The 17165-nt window shown below is 42.7% G+C and carries 13 protein-coding genes and 1 riboswitch; of the genes, 4 read left to right on the top strand and 9 right to left on the bottom strand.

Annotated elements, in window-relative coordinates:
* Positions 1-113: 113 nt before the first annotated feature.
* From pduB (EKM80_RS03155) to EKM80_RS03145, 3 genes are read right to left on the bottom strand one after another with little or no spacing between them, the layout of a single operon-like run.
* Positions 114-833, bottom strand: coding sequence for a propanediol utilization microcompartment protein PduB (gene pduB, locus EKM80_RS03155; protein WP_125551672.1), 720 nt, complete (start codon positions 831-833; stop codon positions 114-116).
* A 43-nt stretch (positions 834-876) separates the two neighbouring features.
* Positions 877-1692: a propanediol utilization microcompartment protein PduB gene (gene pduB / locus EKM80_RS03150; protein WP_125551671.1), complete on the bottom strand. Its 816-nt coding sequence runs from the start codon at positions 1690-1692 to the stop codon at positions 877-879.
* A gap of 8 nt (positions 1693-1700) precedes the next feature.
* Positions 1701-2015 carry a BMC domain-containing protein gene (locus tag EKM80_RS03145; RefSeq protein WP_003677132.1) on the bottom strand — a complete coding sequence of 105 codons (315 nt, stop codon included), beginning with the start codon at positions 2013-2015 and terminating at the stop codon, positions 1701-1703.
* A 271-nt stretch (positions 2016-2286) separates the two neighbouring features.
* Here EKM80_RS03145 and EKM80_RS03140 point away from each other — a divergent pair, with 271 nt between their 5' ends.
* Entirely contained in the window at positions 2287-3270 is a 984-nt protein-coding gene (locus tag EKM80_RS03140) for a PocR ligand-binding domain-containing protein (protein ID WP_125551670.1), read from the top strand.
* A gap of 105 nt (positions 3271-3375) precedes the next feature.
* Positions 3376-3486: riboswitch (cobalamin riboswitch) on the bottom strand.
* Between the two features lie 40 nt (positions 3487-3526).
* Here EKM80_RS03140 and EKM80_RS03135 read toward each other — a convergent pair.
* The 3 genes from EKM80_RS03135 to queG form a co-directional block, all read right to left on the bottom strand.
* Positions 3527-3886: a BMC domain-containing protein gene (locus tag EKM80_RS03135; RefSeq protein WP_125551669.1), complete on the bottom strand. Its 360-nt coding sequence runs from the start codon at positions 3884-3886 to the stop codon at positions 3527-3529.
* 18 nt (positions 3887-3904) lie between these two features.
* The gene (locus EKM80_RS03130) at positions 3905-4987 is read right to left on the bottom strand and encodes a glycerate kinase (protein WP_125551668.1); all 1083 of its coding nucleotides are present in this window, start codon (positions 4985-4987) and stop codon (positions 3905-3907) included.
* Positions 4988-5112: 125 nt separating this feature from the next.
* Positions 5113-6264: a tRNA epoxyqueuosine(34) reductase QueG gene (gene queG / locus EKM80_RS03125; protein WP_125551667.1), complete on the bottom strand. Its 1152-nt coding sequence runs from the start codon at positions 6262-6264 to the stop codon at positions 5113-5115.
* 185 nt (positions 6265-6449) lie between these two features.
* Between queG and EKM80_RS03120 the strand changes: the two genes are divergently transcribed.
* Together EKM80_RS03120 and EKM80_RS03115 are read left to right on the top strand one after the other, a co-directional pair.
* On the top strand, positions 6450-7823 hold the full coding sequence (locus tag EKM80_RS03120) for a class II fumarate hydratase (RefSeq protein WP_125551666.1): 1374 nt from the start codon (positions 6450-6452) through the stop codon (positions 7821-7823).
* Between the two features lie 77 nt (positions 7824-7900).
* Positions 7901-8080 (top strand): hypothetical protein, encoded by a 180-nt coding sequence (locus tag EKM80_RS03115; protein ID WP_125551665.1) that lies wholly within the window; start codon positions 7901-7903, stop codon positions 8078-8080.
* 41 nt (positions 8081-8121) lie between these two features.
* Here EKM80_RS03115 and EKM80_RS03110 read toward each other — a convergent pair whose 3' ends face one another.
* On the bottom strand, positions 8122-8721 hold the full coding sequence (locus EKM80_RS03110; protein ID WP_125551664.1) for a YdcF family protein: 600 nt from the start codon (positions 8719-8721) through the stop codon (positions 8122-8124).
* A gap of 128 nt (positions 8722-8849) precedes the next feature.
* Between EKM80_RS03110 and EKM80_RS03105 the strand changes: the two genes are divergently transcribed.
* Positions 8850-9764, top strand: coding sequence for a DUF5067 domain-containing protein (locus EKM80_RS03105; protein ID WP_125551663.1), 915 nt, complete (start codon positions 8850-8852; stop codon positions 9762-9764).
* A gap of 70 nt (positions 9765-9834) precedes the next feature.
* Here EKM80_RS03105 and addA read toward each other — a convergent pair whose 3' ends face one another.
* Both addA and EKM80_RS03095 read right to left on the bottom strand, forming a co-directional pair.
* Complete coding sequence (gene addA, locus EKM80_RS03100; protein WP_125551662.1) at positions 9835-13572, bottom strand: helicase-exonuclease AddAB subunit AddA; 3738 nt, start codon at positions 13570-13572, stop codon at positions 9835-9837.
* Positions 13572-17126: a PD-(D/E)XK nuclease family protein gene (locus tag EKM80_RS03095; RefSeq protein ID WP_125551661.1), complete on the bottom strand. Its 3555-nt coding sequence runs from the start codon at positions 17124-17126 to the stop codon at positions 13572-13574. Before EKM80_RS03095 ends, addA begins: the two co-directional genes overlap by 1 nt.
* Between the last annotated feature and the right edge of the window lie 39 nt (positions 17127-17165).

Below are 17165 nucleotides of genomic sequence, written 5' to 3'. Positions count from 1 at the left end.
ATTGCTTACTTACAAGTTAAACCTGATATTAGCTATATTTATAACTACGCTATCATTTTTGAAGTAACCAACAAACAATGATCACAGAATTACAACTTTTAGATAACACTTAATTAAATATATGATGGAAAGTCGTTCTTAGGTTCAGTACCACTTAAGTTAGCTAATAATACCTTACCAACTTCACGAGCAGAAATAACTGCCTGCCGAACGGCACCAGAATCACCGGTAATATGAACCATGGCTTCATTAGAAACACTAGTACCATGTGCTGGTGAAGCAACAGATAAAACTTCAACTGCTGCTGTTTTGACTGCAACATCAGCCATTACAACACCAATAGCAGCTGGCGAGCCACAGACTAAGCCGTATGCTTTGCCTAATGGTGCGCCAAAAGCTTTATGGACAGCTTGGCTTGCCCGAGCTGTATATTGGAATTCCAAATGGCCAGCATCGGTACCATAAACATCACCAAAAGTCCGTTTAACATCTTCTAGCGCAATGCTAACAGCTTGACGGACATCAGATACATCATCGCCACCAAAGACGATTAAAGATCCGTGACCGCCACCACCCTTAGTATCACGTGGTAATTCAATATCAACGACTTCAGTGTTAGTTGCTTTAACAGCCGTATCAGCGGCCATGATTTGTGGGCCAGCACCAGTCCGCGCACCTAAAATTCCTAATGAATGATACTTTTTATCCAGATGCATATTGTCCAAAATCTGCTGATCCACGTTAGCAATAACTAAACCAATCGTATCGCCAATTGGTGCTTTACCAACATATTCCGTCAATTTTTTATTTGCTAATTGATCAAGATTGTTCAAATTGCCACCTCCTAAAATAATGGCTCTTTTAAATGACTATCAATTAAATATACGAAGGATGTTGATTTTTTGGTTCAGCACCCATCGTACTCAACAACTTGATTCCAACTTCGCGTGCAGCAATTACAGCTTGCCGAACGGCACCAGAATCACCACTAATATGGATCATGGCTTCATTTGACAAGCTAGTACCCTTGCTAGGTGAAGCATAAGAGATAATGTCCACTGTAGCGGCTTTAGCAGCTACATCAGCCATAATGACGCCAATACCAGCCGGCGCCCCACAAACCAGTCCGTAAGCACGGCCAAGTGGCGCATTGAATGCTTTGTTACAAGCGTAACTTGCACGCGCAGTATATTGCATTTCAATATCACCAGCATCGTTAGCGTAAATATCGCCAAACATCTTTGGTGTTGCAGCTAAGGCAACTTCAACGGCCCGCCGAACATCCGAGACATCTTCGCCACCAATGGTAATTAAGGAACCATGACCAGCACCAGTTTTAGTATCACGTGGCATTTCAACAGAAATAACTTCTGTATTAGTTGCTTTAACCGCCTCATCGGTGGCCATCACTTGGGGACTAGCACCAGTCCGCGCCGAGATAACACCAATTGAACGATATTTAGGATCTAAACCCATTGCAGTTGCTAATTCAGTATCAACATTAGCGATAACTAACCCAATCGTGTCACCGATTGGTGCGGTACCAACAAATTCAGTTAATGCTTTGCCTTCTGCCGCCAAGCTACTGGCCTCACTTTCCGTGCTCGCCGTATCTTCTTTAGTAGTAGATACTGGCTTATTGGCTAAGATACGCGCCATCACGCGGTCAATAATTTCAGATTCATCTTTCATAACGATCACTAATCATTTTCAACGTTGACGTCGCCATCACCAACTGCACCTGGCGTTGGTAAAATCTTTTCTACATCTGTATGTGGACGTGGAATGACGTAGTTAGAAACAACTTCACCAACATTTTCTGCAGCCGCAACACCAGCATCGACAGCGGCCTTAACGGCACCGACATCACCACGTACCATAACCGTGATCAGGCCTTGCCCAATTTTTTCTTGACCAGTCAATTCGACATTAGCTGCCTTGACCATTGCATCAGCTGCTTCGATCGACGCGACGAGACCACGTGTTTCGATTAAGCCTAAAGCTTCTTGTTGCATAACGATTCCTCCTCAGATTGGAATGTAACTGTTTACAAACTCTAGTATAAAAAAAAAGAATGCGACATTGTTGCCGAATTCTGGGCTTTGTCAAAAAAATGATAGTGTATAATTAGTATTATCTTGCACTGCAAAAAAACACTTACATTTATCTTAAGCGCTTGCAGTCAAGGTTTACTAACTATCAATTTCAGACTATACTTAAAATTATATTTATTGTTTATTGCTAATTGTAAATTATTTTTTTACAAAATATTTTGGAGGTAATCAGATGCTCGAGCCGGAAAATTATTTTGGTAACAATCAGAAAATCCTCGATAAGATTTTACGTGAATTTGCTGAGGCAACAGGTCTACCCACGATTCTTGTTGATACGCGTGGTGACGAACTAACTTACGGCTATGGCTTCACCCCTTTTTGTCAGTTAATGCGCAATAACGAAAAAACACGACAACTTTGTCAAAACTGTGATATGTTTGGTGGCCGGCGCGCCGTTCAAGCTAAGCAATCACAGCCATATATTTGCCACGCTGGTTTGATTGACTTTTCTTATCCCATCAAGTTAGATGAGCAGGTCGTCGGCTATATTCTTTGTGGCCAAGCTAAGGTTGATGACACCTCAGAGTTCCAACCCATTTTAAATGAGCAAACGGATTGGCACAAAGATCCGATTCTCAGTGCAGCTTATGCTAACTTACCAACTGTTAAGCCAAGTAAAATTAAATCTGGCGCGGAATTGCTGAAAATCATCATTAACAATTACTTATCAAATATTGTTAATGGTACCTTTGAGGTCGATGCACCGGCCCCTGTCCCCGCAAAAATCAAAGCCAAAATAGGCCCGGCACCAGCTGATCACAAACAACAGGTTGCTAAAATTGATTTTTCAATTACCAAACAGCACCACACTAAACACGCCACACAGTCGGTGAAACCAGAAATCAAAAAGGCGTTGGACTATATCAATAAACATCTCAATGAAGTTATTAGTCTTGATGAAGTTGCCGAACACGTTTTCCTATCCAGCTACTACTTAAGCAAGCTATTCAAACGAGAAATGCAGATCAATTTTGTCGACTACGTTAATAACAAGAAAATTGATCGCGCTCGAATTTTGTTACAAGATTCAACTTGGTCAGTCGATAGTATCGCGCATAGCCTTGGCTTTTCCCAAACCAGCTATTTCAGTAAAACTTTTAAAAAGGCAGTGGGCGCCTCACCGAGCCAGTATCGTAAACAGATTCAGACACATTAGGATAAAAAAAGGCGCAACGGAGGGATTTCCGCTGCGTCTTTTTATAAACTCAAATAAACGCTGCGGCTTTTCTACTCCCGGAAAAGCTAGCACATCCATTCACCAAAATATCCTGACTTGATTTCAACCGCCGCATATCCTTCCAAATTAATGTGGTTATATGCATTGTCCATCTTACAGTTGCGGGTACAGCACTAGAGTTTCACTAGTTTCCTTTGGATTACTTGAATGGTCATAATTTAATTTTAGTTTTATTTTAAGTACGGGTGATCGCCGGTATCGAAAAATCAAGAATACTATGCAACTTTTCAATCACTTGTGTCAACGCTGATTCAACATCAGAAACATCGCCACAAATAACAACAGAACCGCTGAAACGATCGATAAAACCTAATTTCACATTACCAGCCTTAGTTGCAATATCACTGGCGATAATCGATGCTTCACTAGGTGTGATCGTTAAAATACCCAACGCATTATTATCGTCATCTAGCCCTAATTTTGCATAAATATCTTTATCTGGACTAGCAATAATGTGCGCCAACGTCACTTGTTTACCCGGAACATACTCTTGAATCATACGTTCAGGCTTTTTTGTTGTCCCATTCACTACCATTACCGACACCTCTCGCTTCTAAATTTGACGGAAATAAATCAACTGTAAAGCCTGCTTTAAGGCTGCTGTAAAAACTTTTATTTGATTATGATTATTAATATCACGGGGATATTTAGCTAAAACAACCTCATTAGCCCCCAGCGTGATCTCAGCTGTATCCGTCAAAACAAGCACCTGCTTATTAAACTGAGCTAATAATCTACGATAACTAGTATTATGAGCACTAACAAAATAGTACGCTGTCTGCTGAACTAAAGTCATTTTCGCCGTATCCTGAATAAATGCTGTGGCCATATCAGTAAACGATACTTGCTTAAAAAAAGTTTGGAAACAATAGCCTAAACCACCAGCTAAACCTGCCGTTGCTGTGGTACGACAATCGGTAAACTTAGCGGCTACCACTTGATCACTAAATTGTTGTACCTGTGCTTCCAGCACTTGGGCAATTTCTGGACTAGCACCAGTCAACGCTACATTCCTATAAGTAATGCCGGTTGCACCTAACAACGGCCCGCGTGCTGATTCAGTGGTATAGAAATGATAATGTAATCCTTGCCAATTACTTAACGGCGCCACATTGATCCGCTGCAGCCGACCAATCTTACCACCACCATGAATTGGTCGGCCTTGATCATCGGTCAGCTTGGCCCCTAATGCTTCCAAGGCACCTACACCAATATCATTAGTTATATTCACCAAGTTAACAAAAATATAGTCTGTGGTTTGGGTTGTCCGTGTTTTACGCATTAACTCACCCAGACCAAAGCTGGTTGCGGTCAATGGGCTGCGAGCAATTTCAGGAATTAGTTGTGGTCCTAGCAGACTTTGAACATCGATAACCACCGTTTTCCCACCGGCTAAAACACCATAACGCGCGGTAACCGGCATTTTCAGTGGCCCCGTTACAGTCATCGTTTGAACTGCTTGCTGATAATAGGTCATAATCGCAGTTAGATAATCATCATCGAGGTAAGGCAAACGTTGCAACGTAGCGGTTGGCGCTTGTTGCTGTAATGTCTGCTCCAATAAGCTAGCGACTCGATCATTAACATCTTGCTCGGTAGAGATTTGAGCAAAAGCATAACTATCATTCTGCGTCACCTTATACCCTCCCACTATGATTTCAACCTCAGAATAACACCCTGATACTCAATTAGCGTGTTTCCGCTTCCACTATCTATTTTAGCAAACTAAAAAAGTGCTTTCTTGACTACATTTAGTACTATTTAGTCCAATTGTGCTTGTAGCTTGCTTAAAGCGGTAGCTAACGCTTGTTGCACAACTTCATCCGTGCTTACTGCTTGTTGCTCTTGGAAAAACAATTGTAACGCCGCTTTATTATGCTGTGCCAACTCAGCCACTGCCCAAATGGCCGTTGCTTGAATCACCGGTCGTGGATCATTTTCGATAACTTCTAATAAAAGTGGTACCGCGCTACGATCCTTAACGTTGGCCAAAGCAATGATTGCATTGCGTTGTAGTGGTTTTTTACCCCGCCAAGAACCAGCTAAACGACCAAAACGCTGCTTGAATTCCTTATTGGAAATGGTCAACATCGATTGTAACACCGGCGTTACTTCTTCTACCTCAGGTTCCATCCGCGCGTGCCGGTGAAAATCCTTACCCCGATTAAAAGGACACACTAACTGACAAATATCACAGCCATAGATCACACTACGAATTTGCGGCCGAAACTCTTCAGCCATCATCCCTTTAGTCTGCGTTTGATAGGACAAACAGCGTTGCGCATTTAACCGTCCATCCCCCATCAGTGCCTGTGGCGGGCAATAGTCAATACAGCGGGTACAAGCACCGCATTGATTTTCCACTGGTGTATCCGGAGCAAAGGGAATATTAGTAATAATCTCGCCAATATAAACAAATGAGCCAAATTCTTCAGTGATCAATAACCCGTTGCGCCCAATAAAACCAAGTCCGGCGCGTTGTGCCACAGCAACATCACTTAACTCACCAGTATCGACCATTGGTTTAAACCGCACCTGTGTATCGGCACTAGCTTGAATAAAGTCCACTAATTGTTGCATCTTATCGCGTAAAATAAAGTGATAATCCTCGCCCCACGACGCCCGGGCAAAGCTACCACGCCGTTGGGTTCGATCACGGGGTGCTTTTTGTTGCATTTTACTGGGATAAGCTAACGCAATCGCAATAATTGACTGCGGTTGCTCGAATATTTGATCAGGGTATAACCGTTCCGCCAACACCTGATGTTCAAAACCACTAGTATGACCAGCCGCCTTTTGTGCTTTTAAACTTGCCGCCATCTCTGTAAAGGGCGCCGCTGTGGTAAAACCAATTTTATCAATACCTAGATCCTGACTCGCCGCAATAATTTTTTGCTTCAATTCTTCATACATCGCCTGAGGCCTCACTTGAATGGATTCACTTCTATTTTACCGATTCGTGGTGCCAAATAACAGCAGGGTTTTCCCGCAAAGCTTAGCGGACATTTACAAATTTACCTTTTCAAATACAACTTAGCTTGACGGTAACGACCAAAGCGTTCATCATGAATTTATCATCAATAATGGAGGCTAAATTTATGAGTGACTTTCGGCTTGAACATGATTCTCTAGGTCCCGTCAAGGTTCCAAAAACAGCTTTATGGGGTGCACAAACTGAACGTAGTCGACAGAACTTTCAAACTGGCGGGCTGATGCCTTATCCCGTGATTACTGCGTTATTACAAATCAAAAAAGCGGCGGCACAGGTCAACGCTGAATTAGGCGAACTTAGCGCGGCTAAAGCAACGTTAATTACTAAGACTGTCGATCAATTATTAAGCGCTGATCACCGCGCTGATTTTCCTTTGGTCGTCTACCAAACCGGCAGCGGCACGCAAACAAATATGAACGTTAATGAAGTTATTGTCCATTATGCCGCACAACTCCAGTCTGAGCTGGTACTATCACCTAATGACGATGTCAATCACGCGCAAAGTTCCAATGACGCTTTCCCAGCAGCGATGATGATTGCTGCCTATCAGGCCTGCCAGCAACTTTTACCAATATTACAAGAACTGATCACTGCCTTACAGCACAAACAAAAAGATTTCGCTGAAGTGGTTAAAATCGGACGCACACATTTACAAGATGCTACACCACTAACGGTCGGTCAAGAAATTAGTGGCTGGATCAGTGCCTTGAGCCATGATCAGCAGTATTTAGAACAGAATATGCCCACCCTGCTTGAATTACCATTGGGTGGCACAGCAGTTGGTACCGGCCTAAATGCACCCGTTGGCTTCGACCAAAAAATCATCGCCAAACTGGCTGCCACTTACGAAATTCCTTTTGTCGTCGCACCAAACAAGTTTCAGGGTTTAGCCCATCATAGTGGCCTTAATCTAATTCACGGCTGTCTTCGTACACTAGCTAGTGATTTATTGAAAATAGGTAATGATATTCGCTTCTTAGCTAGTGGCCCACGCGCCGGCTATGGAGAATTTACGATCCCCGCCAATGAACCGGGATCATCAATTATGCCCGGCAAGGTCAATCCTACCCAAGTTGAAGCACTAACCATGGTGGTAGCACGCGTTATGGGCAACGATACAACACTCAACTTTGCTGCCAGCCAAGGTAATTTTGAAATGAATGTATACAAACCAATCATCATCGCGACATTCTTGGAATCGACTGACCTACTAACCTCTTCAATGCAGTCATTTACCGAAAAGTTAGTCCAAGGTTTACAGATCAATGCACCGCGGATGCAAGAGCTAGTCGAGAACTCGCTAATGTTGGTCACTGCTTTGACACCGCACATTGGCTATGAACAAAGCGCTAAAATTGCACAAGCTGCACAACAACAAGGACTCACGTTACGCGCAGCCGCTTTAGCTTCCGGTGCTGTTAGTGCCGCTGATTTTGCCCGCTGGGTCGATCTCGCCGCAATGACGCATCCCCACCACTAGCATATTGTTTGACGATTTAGGCTTGTTCTCGCTATACTGAATCTAAGCCTAAATAGCAGAAAGGAAGCGACGGTAAAATGCAAAAAACTGACTTACAAAAGCATCTGCAGGCCATCAATGACCGTACTTTTAATCCAATTATCCTACAACACAACTCTTTCCGCGCTTGCCTTCACCGCAGCGCACAGAATCTGGGACTGATTAAAGATAATCACCTAACTGCCAAGGGACGTCAACATTTAACCTTACAATTTTAAAGTAATGCTTAAAGAGCCGCAAACCGAGTAATGGTTGCGGCTCATTTTTTAGTTTTAAATTCATAAGCTAGCGGTATTTGAAGCAGCATTTTTGCATAAGTAGTCGCATAGTACTTAGCCTGCTGCCATTCGGTTACTTGCCGTGGTGCCGGCGCTACACTGATCGTATGCCGAATACTATATTTACGAGCATAAAAACTAGCTTTGCGCATATGCCAAGGTACCGTCACGATAATCGCACGTGTCAACTGTAAATCAGCTAATAACGGTTGCGCCAAAGCAAAATTTTCACCGGTATGTCGTGCGTGCCGTTCCCGAATGATTGCTGCACGGGGAATGCCGCGCTGAATCAAGCCCTGCGCCATGACGTCAGCTTCAACCGCCGGCGTATGGATCGCACCTCCAGAAACTAAAATATATGAGGCCCAGCCGCGCCGATATAACTTAACCGCCTGATCCAGCACCGACTTCAATACCGGCGTCTCCTGCCCTGTTCTGGTAGCCGGGTGACCAGGCACAATAATGACATCAGCCCGCTGCTGCCGCTGTTGAGCTGCTTTTGGATAAGCAATCAGTGACGTTGTCAACAAGGCTGTCCCAACAGTTGCCGCTACCAAACCAACTTTTTTATATGCTTGCATTTTCATCACCTCAATTGATCCTATCTATTTTAGAATACCTGCTTAGCACACGAAAGGCAAAAAATTACCCCAACTATCAGTAATAGATGCTAAAATGGACTAAAAGATGATCTGTGGGGGAATTTTTTATGCATAAAATTGGTTTAACGGTAATGGCCTTATTAAGTGCCACATTATTACTAGCTGGTTGCCATTCACAAGAATCGAGTAACGGCAATGCAGCACAATCTTCTAGTACTAGTCGTAATATGTCTACCTATGAATTACAGCGTAAGTACGTTGCTTTAACTGATGCTACCATGAAACCAGTCACGCTAGTTAATCAGCAATCAAAAAGTGCTAGCAACCAATTGAGTGATGCACTTGATACCGCTACGCAAAGTATTGACCAGCTCAATACTGATTTAAAACGTAACCGTACGCAACCCAAATTAACTAAAGCGTTATTGCATTACAGCAAAACTAGTAGTAGCTTGCTAAGCAATATTCAAAACGCTGATAATAGTAGCTACTCAAAAAGTTTTCTGAATTTAAATACCGAAGCACAACAACTGGCGAAAAAATATTTTAATGGTGAGGAACCTGACTCATTAAAGGACGTATTAGCTTATCAGGCTGCTAACAATACTTACGCCTCAGGTAACACATTAAACACTAAAGATTTCCAATTAAAATTCAGTAAGATCCAAATTGTCAGCGACGATAGTAGTGGTAAGGTGATCCTCTTCACGTATACCTTCCAAAACAAGAGCAAAACTGCTCTAACACCGGCAACTATCTTACAACAATATGGCGATTTCCAGCAGGATGGCACCAAATTAACCGAAGGCGCCCCAGCGGCTAGTTATCAACAAAGCGAAACTGATTATGCCACTGAAAATACGCAAGCTAAAACCGCAGTTCCCGCTGGTAAAACAGTCACTGCTGTCGTTAGTTTAACGCTAAAGGATGAGACTAGCACCGTTGAATATATTGGCACTAATCCAAGTAACAAAGAATCAATCGGTACGATCAGCATCAACCTACAACAGAAAAATTCATAATTAAAAAGCAACTAATTAGGAACACGCTAGTTTTTGACGCTAGTTCCTGTTAGTTGCTTTTTTATCGCCCTTAAATAGCTAGTAAATCGCCACTCGCCAGTAAATAAAGATATTTGTGGGTCACTGGCCGCTGTAGAATTCTGGACAATGCCGCAGCGTACAAATTCAACTGGCCGGCATACCGCTGTTTCAACTGTTGCACTTTTGCCGCTGCGTTAGTTTGTGGAACGTAGTCCGTTTTATAATCAAATAAAATCACTTGTTCTGGTGTAACTAAATAGCCATCCATAATCCCATGAATTAGGATCTGTGCTGGATCTTCAGCCGCAAAATCAGTAAATAATTGAGTTGCTGGTAGTAAAAGTGAAAACGGTGCTTCCCGGACGAGTTGATCTGGCTGCGCTAACAGCTGTTGGCCTAAATCGCTGTCAAAGAACCGTAGAATATTAGCGGTTTTGATTTTTTCCGCGACTGTGTTCGTCAAAATATTCTTCGCCACTAAACGCTTGATCAATGCCGTAATACTAGCAGCAGTTGGCGGTGTGTGTAAATCAATTTCCTGAAGCACTAAATGGGTTGCGGTGCCGACCGCAGTTGGTGGTACTTGTGTCGTTGTCTGCATAAATTGTGGGACTGCGAAGTCTTGCGCCACATATCGATGAACGCCTTGTGTCTTTTCGTCAGCATCAACAATTAAGGCATTCATTTCACTATTAGTGGGATCATCAAATAATCGTTTCACTTCAGAAACTGCTTGGTAGGCAGTGGTTTCAGTTGCGGCTTGAAATGGGTAACGTAAATTGATAACTTGATCAAGCTGGTCCACATTTAAGCTAGTAAAATCACCCTGCTGCGCCGCCAGTGCAAACTTCTCCGGCCAATTCGTTTTATCCACTGCTGTTGTCATTTCCGCTGGTAACACGTCAGTGGCGCTATAGAAACGTACCTTAAATTGCGTTTTATCATTGTCTAAGCCCTTAAATTGATTGGTTTGCGTCAATAATTGTTGCTCAAACTTCGGGTGGCGAATCAAGCACATTCCCAACCAATCCATAAAATTATTAACGCTACTGCGTAGACTCGCATTTAACACTAAATGCTGACTTTGAAACGCCTTTTCCCAAGTTGCAATCGCCTTTTCACGATTTGGATAACTGCCAACGACAAATAATTGTTGCTCCGTCCGCGTGATCGCAACATACAATAAGCGCATTTCTTCAGCTGATTGTCGTCGTTGTGTCAGCGTTTGGGCAATCTTTTTCTGCGGTAAATTAATTTCAATTCGCTTTTCCGGATCTAAGTAGGTAATGCCAATACCGAAGCGATCATCCAAAACATACTGGCCCCGCGAATTAGCCTGGTTAAATTGATGCGTGGCGTCCATTAAGAAAACCACTGGGAATTCTAATCCCTTGCTACCATGTATCGTCATCACTGAAACGGCATCGGTTATCGCTTTAGCCGGTGCTTCACCTAAATCTTTGTCCTTCTCCTGCATTTGCTTGATAAAACGAACAAACTGAAATAGGCCTTTGAAACTGCTTGCTTCATAGGTATGGGCGCGTTCATAAAGCGCATGTAAATTAGCTTGCCGCTGCGCACCAGCTGGCATTCCACCAACATAATCCAGAAAACCAGTTTCGTTGTAAATAGTCCAAATTAGCGTCACCAACTGATTTTGACGTGCCAATTCACGAAATTGATTTAGCTGACCAAGAAAACGGTCGACCTTAGCGTACAGTTTTTGTTGGAACTCTGGCGCTGCAATTGGCAAAAAGTTTTGTTGAAAATCAAGTACAGCTTGATAATAGTCACCTGTCCGCCGGTTGATCCGCAAAAACGCCAATTCATTTTCGTCAAGACCAACAATTGGTGAACGCAGGACACTAACTAAAGGAATATCTTGATAGGGATTATCGACCACACTTAATAAGGCCATCATAATTTGAATTTCAGTGGTTTGAAAATAACTTTGCGCACCAGTCACAACAACCGGGATTCCTAAACGCTTAAACCAATCGACAATGATCAAATTATTTTTGCGGGTTGGCGTTAATAAAGCAATATCCTGATAACGAATTTTTCGTTTTTCACCACTTTTACGGTCGTAGATTTCCCCAGTGGCCATTAATTCCTGAATGCGTTGACCAACTAAAGCCGCCTGTCCTTGCGCCTTATCATCTAAAATAAATTGTTCAGGTACTGCAGCAGTATCGTCATCCGTTGTGGCCGTATCAGCCTCATAAACTAACAGCTCTGCAGTTACAGTAGTATCAGCTGGGTATTTAGCTCCCGCCACTAATTTAGCACTATCATCGTAAACCATCTCACCAACCGTTTCATCCATTAACTGGCTAAAAACTAAATTAGTAAAATCATCAATATTTGCGACTGAGCGAAAATTCTCCGCTAAAATAATGCGCTGATTCGGATTATCCATCTGTGCAAATTGGTTATACTTATGCAAGAAAAGGCTGGGATCAGCTAACCGAAACGCATAAATCGATTGTTTAACATCCCCCACCATAAACATGTTCCCGGGTTCAGCCTGAGCAACAGTGGTTAAAATTTCTTCTTGTAAGCGATTGGTATCCTGATATTCATCAACCAATACTTCGTTAAATTGCTGCTGCAGCGCAGTCCTTGTTTGCACACCACTGGCGTTGTCCGCGGTTAAAATAGCCAAGGTAAAATGTTCCAAATCACTAAAATCCAGCAAATGTCGGCGCTGCTTTTCGGCACGAAAAGCCTGACCAAAACTTGTAACCACTTCAACTAATTGCTTAACTAATTGTTCAGCTTGACCCATCACATGGACTAATTGTTCGGCAGTTAAGCCAAAGTAATCCGTGCCTAATGCGGCCACGCGCGTCTTAGCTTGCTTACGAAAATCCATAGCGGTATTTTTAGCCGCCTTGGCAAGCTCATCTAATTTTGTTAGTGATGGTGCGCGTTGCCACTTAAAGTCTAAAAATTGCTGGCGTAACTCATTCCAAGAAGTCGTTTTTAATTGCGCTAATAAAGCTGCAACCTGCTGCTGATCAGTATCTAAACAAGTCACTAACTTATCCAACTGTTGCTCCTCAGCAACCGCTTGGCCACTCTTTAGATCTTGCTGCGCTTGTGTTAACTCTTCTTGTAAAATAGCCAACAATTGTTGCTCAAAAAACTGGCCTTTCGTCGGCTCGGTGGTCGTTAAATGATAAGCTTGCGCCAACTGTGCCAACCATTGATCAGGTTCAGGATTAGCATTAGCAAAGTCATACAAGCGCATCACCAGATCAGTTAAGCCGTCATCACTACGATCACTAGAAAAATTAGCCGTTAGTTGAGCAAAAGCTGGTTGATCTTGGTATAGCTGCTCCCGTAAATCAGACCAAACATCCTCGCGTAATAACACCGTCTCCGTATCATCAGTTAACAAGCGAAATACTGGATCTAAATCGATCACATAATAATAACGCTGGATCATTTGTAAACAAAAGGCATGCAATGTACTAATGTGAGCCACTGGTAATTGACTAAGTTGTTGACTTAGATATTGCCGTTGCTGTGGCTCATCACTGTTGATCAAGGCTTGCTGTAAAGCAGTTTGAATACGCTCACGCATTTCACTAGCAGCCGCTTCAGTAAAGGTGACGATCAGTAATTTGTCAACATCAATTTTGTGTAAGATTTTTTGGATCACACGCTCAACTAAGACCGTTGTTTTACCTGAACCAGCGGAGGCTGACACTAAAATATTACGTCCTGCATCGTCAATCGCATGTTGCTGATTCGTCGTGAAGTGTGTTTGCTTAGCACTCATTATTTGTCCCCTTTACTTTCTTGTTCAGCCTTAAGCATCGCCAAAACCGCCGCACGATCCAATGCTTTCAGTTGATGATAATTATTTTCCGGTAGCATCGCATCAAATTGCATGATCGGCTTAAATGGTGAATATTGTAGTGCTGTCCTATTATCTGGCCATTTAGCAGGATTTAAATCGAGCTCACCCGAGAAAATCGCCAGCGCAGCCGCTTTGATCATCGCTTCATCGTGAGCCAATAAAAGGGCTAATTCTGACTCTGTGACTAACTGACTACTTTTAACCGAATAACCGGCCTTGCCCTTATATAATGGATAGATTTTAGAATAGCCGGTTCGTTCATTCAACTCATGATCTAAATTATCTAATAACGGTTCGTCATTTAATAAGAAGCCTTGGTATTTATTTTTGGTCAATAAAGCATCATCAAAACCTTTGCTCAGCACTTCAGCTAACTTTAGTTTGGGATTTTGTAAATGTAAATATAAGGCACCAGCTGGCTTCGTTTGTACGGTTGGCACATCTGCCAGCGTGGCTGAATTTTTCATCATGGCATCCAAATACGTTAACATTTGTAACGCCAAGCCATAATAAGCATCACGAAAATCAAAATCATGTGTGCCCGACTTATAATCAACAATGCCCAAATAGTGTGTATCACCAAGTACCATTTGATCAATTCGATCAATTTTTCCACGTACCTTAACTTGCCGACCATGGGGTAACTTAAATTGCAATGGTGCTAAGCCATCGTCGCTGCCGACATGACCAAATAAAACCTCGGTGCGTAATGGCGTCATCTTAGTTTGCTGTCCTTGATGCTGCAACGCATGAGCCACTTGTTTAATTGTGGCTGTCAACTGCCGCGCTAAATAAGCCATTCGACTGGAACTGGCAAGAATTTGAAATTGCGGTAACGTCGACATCTCCAATAAAATACTATCGATCAAGCGATCCACTTCGCTATTAGAAAGCGCCGTTAATTGCTGACCTTGAGCCTGCACTCGCTTCAATAATTGATCTAAAGCCATATGGTAAAATTCACCAGCGCTGGCAGGCGACAATTCAAAAATATCGCGTTCCTGTAATTTCAAACCGTATTTCAGGAAATAAGCGTACTGATTTTGGTAAAATTCTTCTAGCTTGGAAATTGAAGTATTGATTGTCTTACCGTATAAAGCCGCAACGATCTCTGGTCGTAATTTTTGCGGCACATTGCGGTAATTCAGACTGGCCAATAAACACTCAGTCAGTACCCCATAGCCGCCGTCTTTACGCAATAAACGATAAACGTAGAGCCAAATTGCTGGCAATTGTGTCTTCTGGGCCATAGCGTCACGGCTCACTTGAATCAAATGGGTTAGGGTACTACGCTTAGAGCCGACAAATGGTGCAATTTTGTTATCCGTGATCTCCGGCCGTGTTTGTCCCACTTGCTCTTTAAGTTTGAAATGCTGCAAAATACGTTCCACATACGGCGACCGCTTCAAAACGTTGCTATCATCATTCACTGGATAAGTGAAAATTAACTGCTCACGCGCCGCAAGAAAAGCCGTATAATTCAGGAACGGTTCGTTAGCCATTTGGGTAACCGCGTCATCTGCCAAGTACGCACCGTCAGTTAGATAATCTTTTAGTTGTTCCTGATCATTGTCGGATAACAAATGGTCACTGACGATTCGATCCGGCATCACTTGATCAGTACTCCCAATCATAAAAACAACTTTACGCATTGCAGTTTGCACCATACCTGATTCAGAAATCAGAACTTGATCCAGAGTTGACGGAATTTGGGAGTAACTAGCACCTTCAAAACCAACCTGTAATAATGCCAATAAATCAGTCGCCTGGAATGGCACCGCGCCTAAGATAGTGACATATTCGTCCAACATGGTGCAAAAAATCTGCCACGTTTGTTCCGGCTCAGCTGCTTGCACCAAATCACCGGTGGCCAATGACTGCTCCCGCCAAGCCTGTAATTGTGTTACCACACCCTGCTCAATCAAAAAATTATAGATGATCTGTGCCGCCGCTTGACCGTCAGCCGCGTGATCTAATTTTTTAAAGAAAGGTGGCAAGGTATCACGAATAAAGCGGCGAATTAAATTGACCTGCGCCGCGCTATCATTGTCTTTAGTTGACTCAGTACCAAAATCCTGATCCTCAAAACGATAGAATTGCCAATCCTCTTTTCGCAACCATTGCTTACCGGCAAAACCATACTTCAACACCATATTTTCGGTGAGATCGACCGCCTGACGATAAGCTTGATTAGTCATCGTTTGTCCCGCCACTTGCGGGATTAATAATTCTGTTTTTAATAGACGCATCATATCTTGGTAGCGATAATAATGTTGTTTTACTGCAAACAATGCATTGATCAATTCAACTAACGGATGGTCAGTCATATGATGCTGTAAATCATCAAAAGCCGGAATATCAAATTCCTTAAACGTCGGTGCTAAAATTGTTTCATAAGCATCTAAATGGCGTGTCAATACTAAAAAGTCCTGATAACGATAGCCCTGCAACGCAACCATTCGCCGAATTTGTGTGGCCACTTGCCGAATTTCGGTTTGCCGCGTATCTGCCTGGATCACTTGAATACTTTTAGTATTTTGTAGCGCTTCTGCTTGCAGCTTACTGCTACCAGCATTGGAACGCCGCCAATAAGTCTCTAAATGAATTAAATCCGGCACCACCCGCGTTTGCGTCACCAGTTCATCCTTAAGCACAGCCACTCGCAAGCCCCGTGCCACCTGATAAAGCTGATGATAAAGTTGGCCAGATTGAAAAAAGAGATTTTGTTTTTCCGGTGCTTTTTGTCGATAAGGCTGATCTAAGGTCAAACTAAGCGTCAGCTGCGTTGCCTTTTGCATTAACGTTAACAATAGGCGATTTTCTTGTGCTGATAATTGTGTAAAACCTTCAATGTAGAAATAAGTGTGGCTTAAATCTTGACGTTCCAAATATTGGCTTAACTCATTCAACAAATCAGTATTCTCAATATAGCTTCCCTGTAACGTCTGCTCAAACTTTTCATAGATCAACGCTAAGTCATGGGTTTTAGCACTTAGATCTGTTTCTTCACTTAATTGAGTCGCAATTTCTTGTAAATCACTGGCCGTCACACAACCAGACTTTAAAGCCAATAATTGTCTGACTAATTGCGCAACAAAACCAGGTTGCGCCAATTCACCACGGTAAATGGTTAACTGGTCCCCTAAATCCGCCATAATTTGGTAGACCAACATATTCAGGCCCGCCGTTCCAATCCGCGGAATTTGATAATAGGGGGTATTTTTCATAAAGTACCACGCCAAACGCGTAAACGAGAAAACCTGTAAGCGACTAGCTGCAAAAATTGGATCCGCACTATTTTGTTGTTGCTTTAGCGCGGTTAAAATATCAACTTCAGAACTGAATTTAATATGATTGGGTACGATATAAAAAAAATGACCTTCTGGATCAGCTTGCATTTGTTGTGCTAACTGACTAACCAAAGCCGCTCGTCGATTTGTACTCGCTGGTCCATAGACAAATTTTAGGCTCAAAAAAAGCACTCCCATCATTGATTGATTAATGTCTTAATT

The organism is Loigolactobacillus jiayinensis, assembly GCF_003946445.1.
Taxonomy (GTDB): domain Bacteria; phylum Bacillota; class Bacilli; order Lactobacillales; family Lactobacillaceae; genus Loigolactobacillus; species Loigolactobacillus jiayinensis.
The sequence above is the reverse complement of the archived record's forward strand: the minus strand, read 5'-3'. Positions and strand labels throughout refer to the sequence as shown.